Raw genomic sequence first — 20687 nt, forward strand, 5'->3', positions numbered from 1 at the left:
TAAAAATGAAATTATTCAACCTGAGAACTGTATGCTGCTTTTTGCTAGCTGTTGCTTTGTTGTCAGGTTGTTCTAATTCTCAGTATTTACTGGCTGTTCCTGAGCAAGTTTCATATGATGATGAATTAAAAATTGCTCAGATCAGTCAGCAATTGTCACGAAAAAATCTTGACACTGTAACGCGGATGCAGCTCATATTTGAACGTGGTATTGTTTATGATTCATTAGGTTTTAAAGCATTTGCACAAAGTGATTTTTCGTATTTGTTAGGTTTTAATCCGGAAGTTCCTGACATTTACAACTTTTTAGGAACTTATGCATTAAGAGATGGTGATTTTGATACAGCTTTGATGTCGTTTAATACTACATTAGAGCTTGATCCCACTTATACTTATGCATATTTAAATCGTGCTATTACGTTGTATCGTACAGGCCATTATCAAGCTGCAGAGCGTGATGCATTACGGTTTTATCAATATGATGTGAATGAACCTATTAGAATTTTATGGCTTTATTTGATTGAAAAGGAAAATGATAATAAAGCCGCCAAAAATGAGCTACAAAAACGTTATAATCTAATTAATGATAAAACGATTTATAGTGGCAATATTATTGCATTTTATTTAGGAAAAATAAGCGAGTCTAAATTAATGCAAAACCTTCAACAAGGTGTCGAGAATAATCGGCAGTTAGCTGAACGCCTTTGTGAAGCCTACTTTTACTTAGGTAAATATTATCAAAGTAAAGGTGACAACGAGCGTGCCAAAATGTTATTTAAATATGCTTTAGCCAATAATATTTATAACTATGTTGAACATCAACAGGCACTCTATGAAATGAAGTTACTTGAAGAAAAAGAAAAGTAACATGGGTCATGCCAGTTTTAAAAGTGAAAATATTGTTATAGCGGAGTTCTGATTTGCCAAATAATATATTCTCAACATTAAATAATGTAATTAACTTTATTCCTCGATAATATAAATATTAATTAGCTCTAAGTTTATTTATTATGCATATCGAATACTTGTTGAGTTGATATTGGCAGTTAGTTATTGGGGTGAGTTGTAAATTTTCAATTTAGTGAGCTGGCATAAATTTATATCTGCTTTTTTATTTAGTTTAACAAAAATGAGAAACACAAAATTGTGTTAGTTAATAACCATCAATTTTTGTTAACTAAATATACAAGTTTATATATTCAAAATTTATAAGCGAGTTTACATGACAACAGAAGTTTCTTTTATTGACCTTGGTTTATCCGAGGATATTCTTAACGCATTAAATGATCTTGGTTTTAGCAAACCATCACCGATTCAATCTGAGTGTATTCCTTTACTATTAGAAGGTAACGATGTATTGGGAATGGCACAAACAGGTAGTGGCAAAACGGCTGCGTTTTCAATCCCTTTCTTAATGAATATTGATGCAAACTTAAAAGCACCACAACTTTTAGTATTAGCGCCAACCCGTGAGTTGGCAATACAAGTTGCTGATGCGTGTTCTGAATATTCAAAATATATGAAAGGAGTGAAAGTACTTGCTCTATATGGTGGTCAACGTTATGACGTTCAGTTACGTGCGTTAAAACAAGGTCCACAAATTGTAGTTGGTACACCAGGTCGTTTATTAGATCACCTTAATCGTAAAACATTAGATCTTTCAAACCTTAAAGGTTTAGTTCTTGACGAAGCAGATGAAATGTTAAGAATGGGCTTTATTGATGATGTTGAAAGCATCATGGCAACTATTCCTGAAAATCACCAAACAGCGTTATTTTCGGCAACGATGCCAGCACCTATTCGTCGTATTACTAAGCGATTTATGCATAACCCTAAAGAAGTTCAAATTAAAGGAACCAATCAAACAGCCCCTGATATTGACCAAAGTTATTGGCTTGTTCGTGGTATGCGTAAAAACGAAGCAATTGTTCGCTTCTTAGAAGCAGAAGATTTTGATGCGGCTATTATTTTTGTTCGAACAAAATCAGCCACTTTAGATGTGGCAGAAGTGCTTGAAAAGCACGGCTATAGTTGTGCTGCATTAAATGGTGATATGACGCAACAATTGCGTGAACAAACATTAGATCGTTTACGTAATGGTCGTTTAGATATATTAATTGCAACTGATGTTGCTGCTCGTGGTTTAGATGTTGAGCGTATTAGCTTAGTTATCAATTATGATATCACGCTAGATTCTGAATCTTATGTTCACCGTATAGGGCGTACAGGTCGTGCTGGTCGTGCTGGTCGTGCTATTTTATTTGTTGATAGCCGTGAACGTCGTTTACTTAAGAATATCGAACAAACTATCAAAAAACCGATTCCAGAAGTCGGATTGCCATCAAAAGAGCTACTTGAACAGCGTCGTTTAGCTAAATTTACTGAGCAAGTCCAGAAACAACTTGAAAGTAGTGATTTAGATGAATACCAAAAGTTATTAGAACAAATACAAGCTGATAGCGGAGCTGATCTTGAAACGATTGCAACCGCTTTATTAAAATTAGCACAAGGGGAACGCCCTTTAATTTTGCCACCAGATCCAGTGTTTAAACCATCGCGCGAAATGCGAGATCGTGATAATCGTGGCAGTGAACGCCGTTTACGTGGTGATAACCGTGAATCTCCAAAACGTCGAGAGCGACGCGATGTTGGTGATATGGATATGTATCGTATTGAAGTTGGCAAAGAAAACGGTATTGAAGTTCGTCATATTGTAGGGGCTATTGCTAATGAAGCTGATATTAGTAGTCGTTACATTGGTAATATTAAGCTTTATGAGACTTATTCAACAGTTGAATTACCAAAAGGAATGCCTAAAGACATATTGAAACACTTTGAAAAAGTAAGAGTGCTTAACCAACCAATGAAAATGAGCCTTGTTAGTGGTAGTAAATCTGAAGCAAAACGAGGTCGTAAAGGCAGTAAATCCGATACTTCTGATAAAGGATTTGCTAAAAAACGTGGTCGGCCATCAGCACCTAAATTCTAATGTATTGACCTCTGCCATTCGGCAGAGGTATCTTTAATTCCTTTTATCTCAACTAACAACATAGTTTAGTAGCCACATACTGCATCATATTCAGCTAGATAACAAAACAGAGTTAGCGCTTTGCCCTAAGTTATGATTAAGAGTATACTATTACAAATATTAACAGTTAATTAGAGGTAAGCATGACAGATTCTTTAAACAAATGTAAAGCAAATGAAACAGCAGCATGTTGTTGTGTGGATGTTGGCACAATAATTGACAATGAAGATTGTAGTGCAGCGTATGAACATATTTTTGCGACAGAGTCAGAAGCACAAGCTAAATTAGACTTATTGACTCAGGCAGCCAAAGATGTTGCAACTGAACCATGTGAAATTACAAGCAATATTGAAAAGGCAGACAATGGTTTTAAACTTACTGCTAATTTCACTTTTTGTTGCGGTGCAGAATGCATGATTTTCCAATTAAAATTACGCTAATTGAATATTGATGAAAGTTTGTATTATGAGACACGGCGAAGCAGGGTTTTCTGCTTCATCGGATTCGGCTCGCAAGTTAACAAATTATGGTATTGAACAGTCAAATCAAGCAGGACTATGGCTTAAACAACAAAATTACCAATTTGATTTTGGTTTAGTGAGCCCTTATTTACGTGCTCAACAAACGTTAACCGAATTATCATCACACGTTAATGTTGCAAAAGTTGAAACTAATCAATTTTTAGTGCCTGGCGGTAGTCCATCTTATATTGCCGATATGCTAACGATGTTGTTAAATGATGGTATTGAAAATGTGATTATTGTATCGCATTTGCCATTAGTGGGCTATTTAGTTAATGAACTGTGTCCGCAAGTTGCTCCTCCTATGTTTTCTACTGCTGCAATTGCTTGTATTAGTTTATTACCAAACTCTGCAGGAAATCTTGAATGGTTTCATCAAGCGGAGTAAAAAAACTTAATCTTTTTGATTTACCTTTAACGGGCCGAACTTTAATTGAAGCATCGGCAGGAACGGGTAAAACTTATTCTCTTGCCTTTATTTACTTAAGATTATTATTGGGCATAGGTCAAAATAGTTATCCAAGGCCTTTAAATGTTAACGAAATTCTGGTTGTAACTTTTACCAAAGCGGCAACTCAAGAACTTCGATCGCGGATAAGGCAAAATATTCAAGAACTGCGAATAGGGCTATTACAAGGACATCATAAAGATCCTATTTATCAACAACTCATTGAATTAATTGTTGATCGCAAGTGGGCTGTGCAACAACTTACTGTTGCTCAACAGTCAATGGATGATGCAGCAATTTATACTATACATAGTTTTTGCCAACGAATACTAACTAGCCATGCATTTGAATCGGGTGTTTTATTTGAGCAAAAGCTAATCTCTGATGAATATGAATTAAAATTAAGAGTAACCCAAGATTTTTGGCGTCACAATTTTACACCGCTTGATAAACCACTTGCTTATTTAGTGCTTGCTACATGGCAAGATCCAACGGCATTGCTAAAAGACATCAGCCCTTATTTAGGGTTAGATTTCAACAATGCTGACAAGGTAAACTTAGATATAAGTACAACAATAAAGCTTTTTTACCAACAAAGTTATGAAAAAATTGAAAATATTAAACAATCTTGGCTAGCTTTGTCTGAAAAATTAGTTGAAATCATTACACAATCAGGTGTCAGCAAACAATCATATAGTAGCCGAAATCTACCTAATTGGGTAAATAAAGTCTCTACATGGGCTAACAGTGAAACTCGAACGTTTGAATTGCCCAATGAACTTGAAAAATTTAAGCAATCAGTTTTAATCGAAAAGACGAAAGAAGGAAAAAGTGTTCCATATCATTCGTTTTTTGAACAAATTGACGAACTATATAAACAACCTTTTGATCTACGAAGTCAAATTTTAATGGATATCGTCAGCGTAATTCAAAAAGGGGTCTATAACGAAAAAATCAAAAATGGCGAGATGAGTTTTGACGATCTCATTTGGCAACTAAATCGCGCACTAAAAGCAAAAACAGGTGATCGATTGGCACAAAGTATAGCCTCAAAATATTGTGTTGCTTTAATTGACGAATTCCAAGATACCGATCCTACTCAATATCAAATTTTTGACCGTATTTATGACAAGCAAAAGCTAGATCAAGGTCTACTATTTATTGGTGATCCAAAACAAGCAATATACAGCTTTCGAGGTGCTGATATATTCACTTACTTAAAAGCTAAACAATCGACAGGGGAAAATTCTTTTACCATGGATGTAAACCATCGTTCATCAGCTTCGATGGTTAAAGCGGTTAACCAATTATTTTCTAATTGTGATAATCCATTTATATTTAATGATATTCCTTTTTTGCCTATGGATGTGGCACAGCGAAACCAGCAAAAATTCCTACAAGTTAATAACCAAAAAATTGCTGCATTAACGGCTTATTTATTGCCTGATGATATTACCACGAATGCAGATTACCAAGAACATATAGGAAGTTGTTGTGCTAGCCAAATTGTGACTTTGTTATCTAATTCTTCACTATTCATTGATAACGAAAGCGAACAACGCTCAGTAACTACTGCTGATATTGCAATCTTAGTGCGCACAGGTCGGGAAGCTGAAATTATCCAACAAAAATTGTCAAATTGTGGTGTTAAAAGTGTTTATTTATCAAATAATAGTAGTGTCTTTTCTTCTATTGAGGCAAAAGATGTATTGAACCTATTGCAAGCTGTTTTAATGCCAGAAAACGAAACAACACTAAGATTAGCATTAATGACCTCGCTATTAGGTCAAACCATGACAGACCTTGAACAAATCACTGATGATCAAGATAAATGGGAAAGTTTGGTGGAAGAATTCAAACAATATCAAGCAATTTGGCAATATTATGGTGTATTGGTTATGTTACGCCGAATGATGAAAAAACGGCATCTAGCTGAAAACATCTTAGCTCGCCAAGATGGTGAGCGAATATTAACTAACTTAATGCATTTGGGTGAACTACTTCAAGATGCATCTGATGAATTAGACAGCCCGCATGCTTTAATTCGTTGGTTGACAAAACAAATTGTTAGTCCAGATCCTAATTTAGAAAATCATCAGCAACGCCTTGAAAGTGATGAAAATCTTGTCAAAATCATAACTATTCACAAATCTAAGGGGTTAGAATTTCCTGTTGTTTGGTTACCCTTTATTTCGATGTATCGTGAGTCTGATAACCAATTTTACCACGATAAGAACAATGACTATCAACCAACTTATGCATGGGTATTGACTGACGAAATTAAGCAACAAATAGAAGATGAACGCCTTGCTGAAGATTTACGACTATTATATGTTGCAATGACTCGTTCAGTTTATCATTGCAGTATAGGGCTTGCTCCTTTGAAAAAAAGCCGATCTGCTATAAACTATTTACTAAAAGGGGAATTAAGAACAATTGCCAATATGGCTCATTTAATTGATATCCAATTGCCAATAGAAAGCAAACAATATAACCCTCCAATTCTACCAAATCAATCATTATCGGCTAACGTATTTTCGTGTAATATCTCAAACAGTTGGCGAGTGACAAGCTATACTGAATTACAAAAACATAATCATAGTATATTAGATTATAATTCGGATATTATTAATGATTGGGATGAGTCTGCACTCGCATCTGATACTGTGCAACCAGACGATTTACCATACGATATTCATCACTTTCCTAAAGGTGCATATGTTGGCACATTAATGCATAGCATGATGGAAAATATCAGCTCAGATAACCTTGATGAACTATCTGAAAAAATGATAAAAAAGCTTAATTTAGATTCGATATGGAATAAGGTAATAACAAAATGGATACAACAAATACTTTTAACACAATTACAAGAACCGAATCTAATATTATCACAAGTATTAAAAGGGCAGTGCATTAACGAATTGCAATTTTATCTCCCAATACGAAGTACTGTTACTAGCCAACAATTAGATAGCTTATGTAAACAATATGATCGCTTATCAAAATTATGCCCTGAGTTAGATTTTGAGTCCGTGCAAGGCATGTTAAAAGGGTTTATTGATTTGGTTTTTGAATTTGAGGGTAAATATTATGTGGTTGATTACAAATCAAATTGGTTAGGTGAATGTGTTGATGCTTATAACCAACAAGCACTTGAAAAAGTAATGTGTGAGCACCGTTATGACCTACAATACCAACTTTACTGTTTAGCATTGCATCGTTTCTTAAAAGGACGCTTACCTAATTACCAATACCAAACGCATTTTGGAGGGGTATACTATCTCTTTTTACGAGGAATGCCCGAGCACGGTATTTTTTACCATCTACCTGAACAAGCGTTTATCGAAGATCTTGATAAGTTATTTGAAGGGGAAAGCGCCAAATGAGTGATAAATTTTTAAAAATCATTATTATCTAAAATAAAGTTTCCTTCAGTGATATTGATTTGATGTAATTTATTGTAATGATTGGATTTTTTTATAATCGAATTCAAAATTGGTTTCAAGCGCATTTGAGTTAGTGTATTTGACATGACTTGATAATATATTTCCTGATTTTGTGTATTGATAACTTGCAACACTTTCTAATTCGCCATTAGCTTCTGATTTAAACACTTGTTTTTTTATATAGCGCGCGTATAGCGCTATAGAAGGTTCTTCATTTAAACAATTAAAAGGATTTTCTGCTGAGTCGCAACTGCAAAGGTAAATAGATGAAATTAAATAACAATATGAGATAAAATGCTTCATTTCTATTCCTTGGTAAAATTAATCTGTAGCAAAAACTGGATTCTCTACAGGGCGACAAATTATAATATTGTATTTTTACCACCATTGGTAAAAGTGATGCGTTGCTCCAATTCCTTTCCCTATATTTAAATCATCGGCATGGCTAATTGCGCCTTGTAGATAATTTTTTGCTTGGGCGATTGCTTCTTCTAAATTATTTTTAGGTAATAATGCTGCAATAGCTGCTGATAATGTGCACCCCGTTCCGTGAGTATTTTTAGTTTGGATGCGTGGAAAGGTCATTCTTATTATATTATTGTGTGTGATCAAATAATCAGGGCTTTCTTTGCTTGGTAAGTGTCCACCTTTCATTAATACTGCTTTGCAACCTAGCTTGAGTAATTTTTGTCCTTGGTTTTGCATTTCATCTTCGGTTTTTGCTTCATCACAATCAAGTAATGCAGCAGCTTCTGGTAGATTGGGAGTGATAATGGTGGCTAGGGGTAATAAAAGCTCACGAATGGCCGTTACAGCATCGGATTTTAAAAGAGGGTGCCCACCTTTGGCAACCATTACGGTATCTAATACGATAGCTGGAATTGGGTTTGTTTTAAGAAGATGGTGAACGGTTGTGACTATCTCTTTATTCATCAGCATGCCTATTTTTACGCTATCAATTTTGATATCTTGATAAAGCGTGTTAAATTGGGCTTCAATAAATTCGGGCGATATTGCAAGTGCCGCATCAACGCCTTGTGTGCTTTGTGCCGTTAGCGCGGTGATAACTGACATGCCATAAGTACCAAGTGCCGAAAAGGTTTTTAAATCGGCTTGAATACCTGCACCACCGCTAGGGTCTGATCCTGCAATGGTGAGTGCAATTGTTGTCATGATAATCTTTCCTATTTAGCTTGTTTGATTTTGTTAATAAGTGATAATGTTGCTTGTTGAATATCTTTTTTACCACAAATTGCCGAAACGACGGCAACTCCTTCAATACCTGTGTGAATGACGTCAGTGATATTGTTTTCATCAATACCTCCAATAGCAACAGCTGGGCACAGTTTTAATTTTACTAATTCGGTTAATTGCTTAGTACCAAGCGCTTTGGCGGCATCTTTTTTGGTTGCAGTTGGATAGATTGGACCAATTCCTAAATAATCGACTTTTTGCCAAGGCACAGCATTAAGTTGCTGGTAGTTTGAGATTGAAAATCCTAACCATTTTTTATTGCCAATAAGTTGTCGTGTAACATCGACAGGAAGATCGCTTTGCCCTATGTGTACACCATCAGCATCAACAGCAAGTGCGATATCAACATGATCGTTTATAAATAGTGGTACAGGCGTGCCTTTCAGTGTTTCTTTTAATGCTAATGCGGCGTAATACCAATCTTTACCTGAAAATGTTTGTTCTGATCTTAATTGAATTGCAGTTACACCATTGGCAATGGCAATTTTGGTGGTGTTTACCATGCCATTAATTCCTTCGCATAATAAGGGATCAAGAACTAAATAAAGAGTAAGATCGAGTTGTTTTTTCATTTGTTTCCTTATTCGTGCGTTGAGTTAAATGTAGAGAGCTGATCTAATATTGAAACAGCAAAGGTGCCTAGTCCTTGCTGTTTATTGGCAAGCTCGCCTGCCTTTTTCATCATTAAACATGCTGATGCAGTGGCTTGTAATGGATCGGGTGAGTTTGCAATAAAAGCCGCTACCATGGCAGATAATGAACATCCCGTTCCTGTCACTTTTGTTAACGCTACATCACCACCTGTTATGCTATAGGTGGTGTTGCCATCGGTGATGTAATCGACATCACCAGTCATAGCAACAATAGTTTGGTATTGTTGAGCAAGTGCTTTGGCAGTATTTAAAGCCGATTGGGTTGAGTCTTGACTATCTGGTCCTTTGGATGAGGCGTTTTGTCCATTTAACGCGAGTATTTCTGAAGCATTACCGCGTATTACTGTTGGATTAAATGATAACAATTGATGAGCAATATCGGTTCGATAACTAAGCGCTGGTCCAACTGCGACAGGGTCAAGTACCCATGGGGTTTGTGTTTGTTGGGCTTTTTTGGCTGCAAGTAGCATGCTGTTAGCTGTGCTGTTGTGGATGGTGCCAATATTAATTAGTAAGCTATCGGCAATGATCACAAATGATTCAACTTCTTGTTCGGCAATAATCATCGCTGGCGATGCGCCAATAGCAAGGAGCACATTAGCCGTAAAGTTTTGGACTACGTCGTTGGTGATACAATGTACTAGTGGGCACTGTTGTTTTATATGGTTGATAAATGTAATTGCTTGCGCAGTTTGGAATGGTTGGGCTATTGGCATATTCTTTCCTTCCTTTTTTATTTATTAATCGGTAAATGCAGGGAAGAATGTGCCAAATTTAAGCTAGGGTTTTTATGGCTGAGACTTCCCTACGCTGGTATTATCCAGATCAGGTACAACGGGTAAGATCTCAGTTTTTTGTTAGAACAAAAAACACCCCGAGTCAAAATTATTGGTTATTATGAACTGACTATTTGTTTTTAACAAGCTATTGTAATAATTTTTCTATATCAGTAATTGCCTTTCTATCAGGTAGGAAGATAATAAGATGATCATTGTCTTCAATGGTAAGATCGGTATTGACAATAATGATATCTTCACCACGAACTACAGCGCCAATAGTTGCCCCTGAAGGGAGTTTTAGGCTATTAATATTTTTGCCAACAAGTTTTGAGGTGTCATTATCACCATTAGCAACGACTTCGATAATTTCAGATTCGCCCTGCCTTAACGAGACAACTTTAACTACGCCAGTTTGCCTTACATGACTTAATAGTTCTGAAATGGTGGCATGTTGTGGGGAAATGGCAATGTCAATCACACTGTCATTAATGAGTTCAAGATAGGCTTGGCGTTGAATTAATACAATAACTTTTTTAGTACCCATTCTTTTGGCAAGCATGGATGACATAATATTGGATTCATCATCGCTAGTTACCGCAATAAATAGATCGGTAAGCTCAATTTGCTCTTGTGATAGTAATTCTTGGTCAGATGATTCTCCATGCAATATAGTGGTGTTAACAAGTTGCTCGGCAATTAATTCTGCACGCTCTGCATTTCGTTCAATTAGTTTGACTTGATAGTCATTTTCTAAACGTTTTGCTAAAGCAACAGCTACACCTCCGCCACCGCTGATAATAATTCGTTTATAGGGTTTTTCTAATCGTTGTAATTCGCTAGTAACGGCTTTAATATTGACTGGCGGTGTGATGAAGTAGACCATATCACCCGCTTCTATTAAGGTTGAGGCGAGTGGGCGAATAAAGCGATTTTTACGATAAATGGCAACAACACGAGCTTCAACATGCGGTAAATGTTCTTTGAGTTCGGATAGTTCATTACCCACTAAAGCACCGCCATAATAGGCAGTTACAGCTACTAAGCAGACACGATTATCACAAAAAGAGGCAAATTGCAGTGAACCAGGGTATTGTACTAACTGGCTAATATGGTTGGTGATAAGGTTTTCTGGAGCAATAATATGATCAATGTTAATGCAATCTTTGTTGAAGGAGGGGTAATCTTCGTTATTGTATTCGGGCTCTCTGATACGCGCGACTTTTTGGGGAATGTGAAACATCACATGTCCAATTTGGCAAGCTATCATGTTGATTTCGTCAGAGTTAGTAACGGCAACAAGCATGTCTGCCGATTCGGCACCAGCGTCTTTTAAGACTTGCGGATAAGATGGTTTGCCACAAATTATTTGTAAATCAAAGCGTTCTTGCAAAGATTGTAATTTGTCGTGATCTTCATCAACCACTGTAACATCATTTTGTTTTTCGGTAACGAGATATTCAGCAAGTGCACTACCTGTTTGTCCGGCACCAAGAATAATAATCTTCATAACTACCCTGTATCGTTAAATGGCTTTAATGGTTGCTTGTTTATCTACTTTATTAAAGCCATTACATACTATTTTATTTTTGTAACAATAGAGTATTGTTTTAGTAATTAAACAAACCCAATTGCGTCATAGACCTTTTTCAATGTTGGTTCGGCTTTTGAGCGTGCCTTTTCGGCACCTTCTTGCATGATTGAAAATAGATAGCTTTCATCATTACGATATTCATGATATTTAGCTTGCAAGATGGTTAACATGTCAATAACTTGGGTTGCCACTTCGGTTTTTAAGTGACCATACATTTTGCCTTCAAATTCTTTTTCAAGCTCAGCAATAGACTTTCCTGTGATACCCGTTAAAATATCAAGCAGGTTTGATACACCAGCTTTATTTTTTATGTCGTAACGAACGATTGGTGGTTCATCAGAATCAGTCATTGCGCGTTTTATTTTCTTTTCAATATCTTTTGGGTTCTCAAGTAACCCTATTACGTTATTGCGATTTTCGTCTGATTTTGACATTTTTTTGGTTGGTTCTTGTAATGACATAACGCGTGCACCAACTTTAGCAATAAACGGTTCTGGAACGGTGAAAACATCCCCATAAAGTGCATTAAAGCGCATAGCAATATCACGCGATAATTCAAGATGTTGCTTTTGATCATCGCCCACAGGTACTAAGTTTGCTTGATAAAGCAAAATGTCTGCTGCCATAAGTACTGGATAGTCAAATAGACCTGCGTTAATGTTTTCGGCATGGCGTGATGATTTATCTTTAAATTGTGTCATACGGCTGAGTTCACCAAAATAGGTGTAACAATTTAATGCCCAACCAAGTTCTGCATGTGCAGGGACGTGTGATTGTACAAAAATAGTGCTCTGTTTGGGGTCAATTCCACAAGCTAAATAAAGGGCAAGTGTATCTAATGTGGCTTTGCGTAATTTGTTGGGATCTTGACGTACTGTGATCGCATGTTGATTGACAATACAATAAACGCAATCATATTCACCTTGCAAAGCCACCCAATTTTTTAATGCACCTAAGTAGTTGCCAAGTGTTAGTTCTCCTGATGGCTGAGCGCCACTAAATACAATCGGTTTACTCATAATTTATTCCTAATCTATGCTAATTATTTTTTTGCATCAGCTTTGGGCTGAGGCAATAATGTTAATATGTCTTTAAAATCATCCAATAAGAAATCAGGATTGCTAGTGACGATCGAGATGCCATAGTTATAACCATAGCTTAATGCCACTGTCGGGCAGTTGGCATTTTGTGCTGCTGTAATATCGTTTTTAGAATCACCAACAAATAGGAGCTGATCACTAAACAATCCAAATGTTGCCATAACTTGATATAAAGGTGCTGGGTGTGGTTTTAATTTAATCACATCTCCACCACCAAGCACTAATGAAAAGTACTCTTTTATACCTAAAGAAGTCAGTAAAGCTGGTAAAAATTGTGCGGGTTTATTAGTTACTAATGCGAGTGGATAATTATTATCATAAAGTGCTTTTAAGGTCTCTTTAACGTTGGGAAATAATATAGTTTCTGCATCAATGACTTTATCATAGTGCTGATTAAATAGATCTTTAGCTTTGGCAAAGAGTTCTGTTGATGGATCAACTGCAATTGCTTTAAATACTCTTTCTAGCATGATATCAATACCATTACCTACAAAGTTTTTGATTTGTTCATTGCTGATTGTTGGTAGGTTTAAATCTGCTAGCATTTTTTGTGAGGCCAGTGCAAGCCCTGGGACACTATCGACAAGTGTACCATCTAAATCAAAAGCTACGGCCTGGATGTCATTTAATTTAGTCATGTTGAACTCCTGCTAACTCTTTTCGCATTGCATCAATAACGGTTTTATAATTAAGTTGGCTAAATATGGCCGAACCAGCTACAAACATATCTGCACCAGCTTTAGCGATTTCAGCAATATTTTCTACTTTTACGCCGCCATCAATTTCTAATCGGATATCGCGTCCTGATTCAATAATACGTTTTTTTACTTGTCGTAGTTTTTTTAAGGTTGATGGAATAAATGATTGTCCACCAAAGCCGGGGTTAACGCCCATTAATAAAATAATATCAATTTTATCTATGACATAATCTAAATAGCTTAACGGGGTTGTGGGATTAAATACAATGCCAGCTGTACAACCGTGATCTTTTATTGATTGCAATGAACGATCTAAATGAATAGTGGCTTCAGGGTGGATTGATATATTGCTTGCCCCAGCATTGGCAAAACTAGTTATTAGATCTTCAACTGGTGATACCATTAAATGCACATCAATAGGTGCGCTAACGCCATAGTCTCGTAAAGCTTTACAAAACATTGAACCCATGGTTAGGTTGGGAACAAAGTGATTGTCCATTACGTCAAAATGGATAACATCGGCTCCTGCATCAAGCACTTTTTGAGTATCTTCACCAAGACGCGCAAAATCGGCTGATAATATTGATGGCGCAATAATGTATTTTTTCATAACCTACCTCTAATAACTTTTACTGTAATCAAGCCTGCTTATGACTTTTTATATAACGCTAAAATCTCGTCGATTTTTTTACGGCCTTCACCCGCACAGCTAATTGAGCGCCGCATTTCTGCCCGATAAAGCTCACTTGCTTTACTGTAAAGGGTCATTGTGTAATCAGTATAATGATTAGAAACAAGTACAGGTATATTTTTTTTATATGCCATGGTTTCAGCTAATTTTGATAGTTTTTTGTGTTCTTCAAATCCAAATATATTTGAATAGTAAGCTGTAAAGCCCGCAGATTCATTCGGCGATATATAGGGTGGATCACAATAAATTACTGAATTTTTTTTGGCTTGCTTCATCACCTCATGATAAGGCGCACAAATAAACTGAGCCTTTTGCGCTTTTTCTGCAAAAAAGTAAAGTTCTTTTTCAGGGAAATAAATTGTCTTATAACGCCCAAATGGGACATTAAATAGCCCGCTGTTGTTATAACGACATAAACCGTTATAGCAATGACGATTTAAGTAGACGAATAAAAGTGATCTCAAATATTGGTCTTTACTACCATTAAATAAATCGCGCAGTTGATAAAACGCATCGGGATTATTATTTTGAGTGTCAAATAGCAATCGCAGGTCACCAATAAATTGATCAGGTCTTGATTGTAACAATTTAAATAATGAAATTAAATCATGATTGATATCTGCTAAAATATAACTGTTGTAGTTAGTATTTAAAAACACGGAGCCAGCCCCGACAAAAGGTTCAATCAGTTGTTCACCTTCTGGTAGATACCGTTTAATTGTGTCCACAAGCTCATATTTTCCTCCAGCCCATTTTAAAAAGGCTCGTTGCTTCTTCAACGGAAACTCCTATTTGTCGTTGATCGGATAAATAAACGATATTCTTTGTTATTTACTTACTTTTTCTTTGTTAATCGTTGCGCCAGATTTAACCCATGGTTTGTCTTTTTGCAGTGCGCTTGGTAAGGACTTAAGCGCTTCGTTCGCTTCATCTATTGATGAATAATTACCTTTTATTAAAACAAACCACGAACCAGATTGATGTTTAGACTGATAAATATGGTAATCGGTTATATTGTTTTGTTTGATAAATTTTTTTAATCCTTCCAATGATTTAGATGCACTAAGCTGAATAACATAGCGATCATTTTTTATCTTAATATTTTTTTCTAAACCAACATTTTCATTTTTGCTATTAACCAAATTATGGTTATTTTTTTTCGTATCTGTCTTACTAGCGATGGCCCTACCATTGGATGTTGTAGCTGTATGATGATTTGCTTTATAACCTTTATTTTGGTTATTAGTTGGTGAATCTAAGCTATCATCTGTATTACCAAAAGATTCAAGTTGCGTATTAGATTGATTCAAAGCATTGTCTGATAATGTTTCTATTATTGAATCAGTACCTCTAATTTGATTTCCATTAACCTCACTAATGTTTTGTTCATCAGCAATTGTATCATTGGTTTCTTCTGTTGACGTTACTCCATTAACTTCTGGAGGCGTTAATGGTGTTTCTGTTTTTTTGTGAGAAGAATAAAAGATAATCAAACAAAGTAATAAAAAAATAATAATTGCTAACCCCAAAATAATTAACTTTCTCTTTGGAAAATCTTGAAGAAAACCGAGCAATTTTAATGGGGGCGTAGAGTCCTTATTAGGTTGTTCTGATATATAACGGTCATCTTTATCTACACGCATACTTACTCCTTAACCTATCAAAAGATTTATTGCTTCATGATTAGTTATTATTTTTAAAATAAGCTACTTAAATTTGTTCTATTTTATCAATAATATAACTTGCAACACCTTTGGCACTTTGTTCATCGGTTTTAATGGTAATATCAGCAATTTCTTCATAAAGAGGTTCACGTTCACTGGCAAGATCTTCGTAAAGTTCACGCGGCGTGCTACTACCTTGTAACAATGGGCGACGTTTATCTTTTTGCGTTCTTGCCATTTGTTTTTCGATAGTTGTTTCAAGGTAGACAACGATTCCCCGAGCGGATAATCGATTGCGTGTCTCTTTAGATAAGACCGACCCCCCGCCTGTTGCAAGAACAACACCTTGTTTTTCAGTCAATTCGTTAATGACTTTTTCTTCTCTGGCACGGAACCCTTCTTCCCCTTCTAGGTCAAAAATCCATGCGATATCTGCACCAGTACGTTTTTCAATCTCTTGATCTGAGTCAAAAAAATCCATGCCTAACTGTTGTGCAATTTGTCGGCCTATTGTGCTTTTTCCCGCCCCCATTGGGCCAATTAGAAAGATATTTCGCTTTTCTGCCATTGTAGTTTCATCATCTATTAATTTGGGTTAAAAATATACAACACACTGATAACTCATTATAATTTATAAAATTATTTTAGTTATCACTGTGTAACTTTTCTTGGATCTCCGTCTAACGACAAAAATTTAGGTTGGTAATTATCTCAATAGATAGTACCTTTTGGCAATAGGTATTTACCAATAGTTTTAGCTAATACCAGCTTGATGCAAATCATGGATGTTTAAAACGCCCACTAATTCATCTTTGCTATTAACAATTGGTGCGGCGGTAATGTTATGATCATTAAATGATTTTAATGCTTCAACCGCTTTCCAATTTTCAGGAATACGATGTCCAGGGCAGGTCATAACGTCCATAATATTATCTTGCAGTGTTCCCTGTTTTAATAATAATCGACGTAAATCACCATCGGTAAATACACCAACTATTTTATTATTATCTTGACAGATTGCAACTAAGCCTACACCTGTACGGCTTAATTCTAACATTGTATCAAGAACTGTTGCTGTTTGTGGCACTTTAGGTATTCGATCCCCAGTTCGCATTATATCCCGTACATGGTTGAGTAATTTAGCTCCTAAGCTACCAGCAGGGTGAGATCGTGCAAAATCTTCTTCCTTAAACCCTCGTGCGCGCATTACAGCAATTGCTAGCGCATCGCCCATTAATAATGTGTTGGTTGAACTTGATGTCGGTGCAAGTCCCATTGGGCAGGCTTCTTTTTCAATTGAAATATCAAGAATTGCTTGAGCTGATTTAGCTAGAGGAGAATCTAGCCCTCCGGTAATTGCAATAACAGGTACATTCATTTCAGCAAGAATAGGTAAAATATAATTAAATTCTTTAGCTCGACCAGAATAAGAAATTAAAATGACTACGTCGTTTTGGGTGACCATTCCTAAATCACCATGTAAGGCTTCCGATGGGTGCATAAAAAAAGCTGGGCTACCTGTACTTGCTAACGAAGCGGCAATTTTTTTTCCTATGTGTCCAGATTTTCCAATACCTGAAACAACAACTTTACCTTTGGTACTTAAAATTAGTTGGCAAGCATTAATAAAATCTTTGCCAAGCCGATTAGGCAATTTTTTTGCTTCTTGTAACTCTAATTCTAGAAGCTCTCGACCATATTGTAATATTTTATCCATTTTAATTAACCTATCGAATAAAAATAAATAAACGGCAAATATAATCGGTGAATAGCGGTATAACGATTATAAAAGCTAAATTGGTATTAGTTTAACAATTAACGGTTGAATATTCAAAAAAGTATCATATCAATATCTACTTGTTAACTTTTAATAATCTAAAAACCTAAAGCAACTTTGATCCCTAGTATAATTAAAATAATACCCAGTAATTTATCAATGATAAATTGAAGTTTAAAGTAACGATGTTGTATGCTTTGCGTTTGAAAAATAAATACCACAAAAGGCCACCAAAAAATAGCTTCCATCCAAATGATAGATGCGACAATGAGCTTATCAAAGATTGATGACTCTGCATTGAGTACTTGAGTAAAGGTAGCTAAAAAGAATAATGTTGCTTTTGGATTAAGTAAATTACATAAAAAGCCTTGCATAAAGGCTGATTTACCTGAAATTGACTGCAAAATTTGTTGTTCACCAATATAGGTTATATTTGTCTTTTTAGCCATTAGAGCCTTTATGCCAAGCCATATTAAGTAAGTAGCGCCGGCATAGCGTAAAGCGTTATAAAGTAATGGTGTGGTAGCGATAAGCACTGCAACGCCCGCAACACAATAGCTCATATGAACTAAGATGGCTGTAATTACACCTAAACCAGTGAGTAATGCTACTTTTCGGTTATAACTCAAGCTATTTTTTAATACCAAAAAGAAATCAGGCCCTGGTGAAATCATTCCTAAAAAGTTAATTGTAGTGACTAAAATTAATGTATCAAACGTCATTTTGTTGACCTATTTGTATACTTGTGCTGAATTATTGATTGTTGCTATATTGGCTTTATTTTGCTCAATAAACTGTTTTTTATCAAAATTAGGTTCGGTTAAATAGTCTGTCAAAAATTTGGCATTACTTTCAACTTTTGCACCATTTAGAATTAAACGAGGCAAATCAATTTGATAAATAGTTTGATCCGTTGTTTTTTGTAGATCTTGCGTGTTAGCATTCGTTAATAAGTAAAGTTTGCGCTCTTTTTGTGACAGGCGATTGATCATTGGTGTGCCTGATCCCATCATCAAATGATCAGGAAAAATATAAAATACGGTGTTTTCCAATAATCCTTCATCTTTTAAATGATTGATAAAAACTCCTAAATTATGATCTAAAGATGCAGCAACGAACGACATATTATCAGATTTAGGCGAAATGATGGGTTTCATTCTTTCATCATCAAAACCATTTGGTGCATGGGTTGAAATCGTTGACACAAATAGGGCAAACGGTTGACTGTTTTGACGCATTTGCGTAATTTGTTTTTTCGCTATATCAAAAATATCTTTATCATATAACCCAAATGGTGCTGATGGATATTGTCCAACATAGTTTTTTTCTGAAATGACTTGTATACCTAACATATCCACTGTATGGCCAATACCTGCAAACTCAGGCCCGGCTATTACATAACGGGTTTGGTAGCCAGCTTTTTTAAGTACATCTCCCAAGCTCACGAGATTTGTTTCGTTTGCACGCATTAATGGTGATGTTGTGTAACCTCCAATTAAAAAAGGCATGCCAGTCATATAGGTGTACATTGATGCGGTAGTCCAGCTACTACCTGAACTCATTGGCATATTAGCGAAAAAAGTATAGTCTTGACTAAGTTTTTGTAAATTTGGGGTTATTTCTTGAAAATCTAAAAAGCCTTGTTCAAATGATTCTAATGATAGCACAATAATATTTTTCCCCTGATGACTAACAAGCTGATCTTTATTTGTGTAGTTAGTCATGTTGAGTGATTGTAATGCTTGCTCAAACGGCTCACGTGGGGCACTTGTGACTTGATAAATTTCGTACAAACGGCTTAATGGTCCATTGTGATAACTAATTGAGATGATTGCTACAACGGCTAATAACAAACGAACAATTAAATGGCATTTGCGTTTACACCAATTTGCGAGTTTTGATAGCAAAAAAATAAGGGCAAAAAAGACCACAATAACTAAGAGCGCTTGCAATTTAAAAATAAATAACCCTTCTATAATGTCATTGATATTTAAATTGACATAAAACTGATAATCAATAAATCCACCACTAAAGTAGATGGAAGTAAGCTCCATTACGATAAAGATCGTGAATAACGTTATACTTAAAAGTTGCCACTTTTTTTGTTTAAAAAGCGAAGCAAAAACAATAGTGATAATAAAAAGCGGTAAAACAATCAGTGTCGATAATGGCATAAAATATGTTGCTCAATCTATTCAATAATCAATTTTGCCTAAGTATATACTTAATGCATAAAAAAATAAAAATATTGGCTAATTTGCTTTATAAATTACAGCATAAAATATGTGGTATTAATATTTAAAATGATAACTGTTATTATTTAATATTGATAATTAATGTCATTCGCAATAATATATTCCCATCCCATACTTATAATGTTAGGAATTGTTATGCCGTGTTTTGTAAGGAAAATCATTATTATTTTATCTTTATTTTGCTTTTCTTTTTGTTATGCCGATATCACATTACCAACACCGCAAACTAAAGATGGTATGAGTTTATTTGAAAGTTTAAAAAAACGATCTTCAACATCAGGAGGAGGTTTCCCTGCTGGTCAAGTTTCTGATGATGAACTGTCAACTGTACTTTGGGCGGCAAGTGGCTTAAATCGGGGCAAAAATGGTTGGACAGTGCCCATGGCTAATGGCAATTCTCCTTATGTAAGAATTTATGTCGCTAGCGAAAAGGGAACTTTTTTATATGAATGGGAAGGTCATTATCTAAAAGAAATTAATAATAAAGATATACGTGCCGATATTGGTTTGCAAAATTTTACTAGGCGAGCTGCTTATTCGTTGATTTTTGTGTCAGACGCTAGTGCATTTACTGATATCAATCCAGAACAGATCACTAACTTTAGTTACACAGCTGTTGGCGGCATGAGTCAAAATGCTTATTTAGCAGCAGCAGCGTTAAAATTAAGTGCTCGTTATATTCACTCTATCAAACCCGAAGTCATAAGCCAAGAACTACAATTACCCGAAGGCAGTAAGCCACTTGGTATGCTCTTATTAGGAAAATAACAGGTAACAACA

The 20687-nt window shown here is 35.5% G+C and carries 20 protein-coding genes and 1 riboswitch; of the genes, 6 read left to right on the plus strand and 14 right to left on the minus strand.

The features are described from left to right. Positions 1-5 precede the first annotated feature (5 nt). The 5 genes from nlpI (at position 6) to recB (ending at position 7385) form a co-directional block, all read left to right on the plus strand. Entirely contained in the window at positions 6-866 is an 861-nt protein-coding gene (nlpI, locus tag GQ590_RS02370; protein WP_160406097.1) for a lipoprotein NlpI, read from the plus strand. A 355-nt stretch (positions 867-1221) separates the two neighbouring features. Then, entirely contained in the window at positions 1222-2988 is a 1767-nt protein-coding gene (locus GQ590_RS02375; RefSeq protein ID WP_160406096.1) for a DEAD/DEAH family ATP-dependent RNA helicase, read from the plus strand. Between the two features lie 182 nt (positions 2989-3170). Then, entirely contained in the window at positions 3171-3467 is a 297-nt protein-coding gene (locus GQ590_RS02380; protein WP_160406095.1) for a YfcZ/YiiS family protein, read from the plus strand. Between the two features lie 10 nt (positions 3468-3477). After that, the gene (sixA, locus tag GQ590_RS02385) at positions 3478-3936 is read left to right on the plus strand and encodes a phosphohistidine phosphatase SixA (RefSeq protein WP_160406094.1); all 459 of its coding nucleotides are present in this window, start codon (positions 3478-3480) and stop codon (positions 3934-3936) included. Continuing rightward, complete coding sequence (gene recB / locus GQ590_RS02390; protein WP_160406093.1) at positions 3915-7385, plus strand: exodeoxyribonuclease V subunit beta; 3471 nt, start codon at positions 3915-3917, stop codon at positions 7383-7385. The genes sixA and recB overlap by 22 nt, the downstream gene beginning before the upstream one ends. Positions 7386-7454: 69 nt before the next feature. On the opposite strand, the gene GQ590_RS02395 is transcribed toward recB, so the two are convergent. From GQ590_RS02395 to GQ590_RS02460, 14 genes are all read right to left on the minus strand, one after another. After that, positions 7455-7748, minus strand: coding sequence for a hypothetical protein (locus GQ590_RS02395; RefSeq protein WP_160406092.1), 294 nt, complete (start codon positions 7746-7748; stop codon positions 7455-7457). A 75-nt stretch (positions 7749-7823) separates the two neighbouring features. Beyond that, positions 7824-8618, minus strand: coding sequence for a bifunctional hydroxymethylpyrimidine kinase/phosphomethylpyrimidine kinase (gene thiD / locus GQ590_RS02400; protein WP_160406091.1), 795 nt, complete (start codon positions 8616-8618; stop codon positions 7824-7826). An 11-nt stretch (positions 8619-8629) separates the two neighbouring features. Next, on the minus strand, positions 8630-9271 hold the full coding sequence (gene thiE, locus GQ590_RS02405; protein ID WP_160406090.1) for a thiamine phosphate synthase: 642 nt from the start codon (positions 9269-9271) through the stop codon (positions 8630-8632). Between the two features lie 8 nt (positions 9272-9279). Further along, a complete protein-coding gene (gene thiM / locus GQ590_RS02410; RefSeq protein WP_160406089.1) occupies positions 9280-10068 on the minus strand; it encodes a hydroxyethylthiazole kinase in 789 nt (262 codons plus the stop codon). 69 nt (positions 10069-10137) lie between these two features. After that, positions 10138-10239: riboswitch (TPP riboswitch) on the minus strand. 37 nt (positions 10240-10276) lie between these two features. Then, positions 10277-11638 carry a Trk system potassium transporter TrkA gene (gene trkA, locus GQ590_RS02415; protein WP_160406088.1) on the minus strand — a complete coding sequence of 454 codons (1362 nt, stop codon included), beginning with the start codon at positions 11636-11638 and terminating at the stop codon, positions 10277-10279. 107 nt (positions 11639-11745) lie between these two features. Continuing rightward, positions 11746-12741 (minus strand): tryptophan--tRNA ligase, encoded by a 996-nt coding sequence (gene trpS / locus GQ590_RS02420; protein ID WP_160406087.1) that lies wholly within the window; start codon positions 12739-12741, stop codon positions 11746-11748. Positions 12742-12764: 23 nt separating this feature from the next. Beyond that, entirely contained in the window at positions 12765-13460 is a 696-nt protein-coding gene (locus GQ590_RS02425) for a phosphoglycolate phosphatase (RefSeq protein ID WP_160406086.1), read from the minus strand. Continuing rightward, positions 13453-14130, minus strand: a complete 678-nt coding sequence (gene rpe, locus GQ590_RS02430; RefSeq protein ID WP_160406085.1) for a ribulose-phosphate 3-epimerase — start codon at positions 14128-14130, stop codon at positions 13453-13455. Before rpe ends, GQ590_RS02425 begins: the two co-directional genes overlap by 8 nt. A 38-nt stretch (positions 14131-14168) precedes the next feature. Beyond that, positions 14169-14990 carry a Dam family site-specific DNA-(adenine-N6)-methyltransferase gene (locus GQ590_RS02435; protein ID WP_160406084.1) on the minus strand — a complete coding sequence of 274 codons (822 nt, stop codon included), beginning with the start codon at positions 14988-14990 and terminating at the stop codon, positions 14169-14171. A gap of 48 nt (positions 14991-15038) precedes the next feature. Next, positions 15039-15854 carry an SPOR domain-containing protein gene (locus tag GQ590_RS02440; protein WP_160406083.1) on the minus strand — a complete coding sequence of 272 codons (816 nt, stop codon included), beginning with the start codon at positions 15852-15854 and terminating at the stop codon, positions 15039-15041. A 67-nt stretch (positions 15855-15921) separates the two neighbouring features. Next, positions 15922-16443 (minus strand): shikimate kinase AroK, encoded by a 522-nt coding sequence (gene aroK, locus GQ590_RS02445; protein ID WP_160406082.1) that lies wholly within the window; start codon positions 16441-16443, stop codon positions 15922-15924. 186 nt (positions 16444-16629) lie between these two features. Further along, the gene (gene gutQ / locus GQ590_RS02450; RefSeq protein ID WP_160406081.1) at positions 16630-17592 is read right to left on the minus strand and encodes an arabinose-5-phosphate isomerase GutQ; all 963 of its coding nucleotides are present in this window, start codon (positions 17590-17592) and stop codon (positions 16630-16632) included. 158 nt (positions 17593-17750) lie between these two features. After that, complete coding sequence (locus tag GQ590_RS02455; RefSeq protein WP_160406080.1) at positions 17751-18374, minus strand: LysE family transporter; 624 nt, start codon at positions 18372-18374, stop codon at positions 17751-17753. A 9-nt stretch (positions 18375-18383) separates the two neighbouring features. Beyond that, positions 18384-19826 carry an LTA synthase family protein gene (locus GQ590_RS02460; protein WP_160406079.1) on the minus strand — a complete coding sequence of 481 codons (1443 nt, stop codon included), beginning with the start codon at positions 19824-19826 and terminating at the stop codon, positions 18384-18386. Positions 19827-20042: 216 nt separating this feature from the next. Between GQ590_RS02460 and GQ590_RS02465 the strand changes: the two genes are divergently transcribed. Then, positions 20043-20675: a nitroreductase family protein gene (locus GQ590_RS02465; RefSeq protein ID WP_160406078.1), complete on the plus strand. Its 633-nt coding sequence runs from the start codon at positions 20043-20045 to the stop codon at positions 20673-20675. The last annotated feature ends 12 nt before the right edge of the window (positions 20676-20687 follow it).

The organism is Gilliamella sp. Lep-s35, from assembly GCF_009795845.1.
GTDB lineage: Bacteria > Pseudomonadota > Gammaproteobacteria > Enterobacterales > Orbaceae > Gilliamella.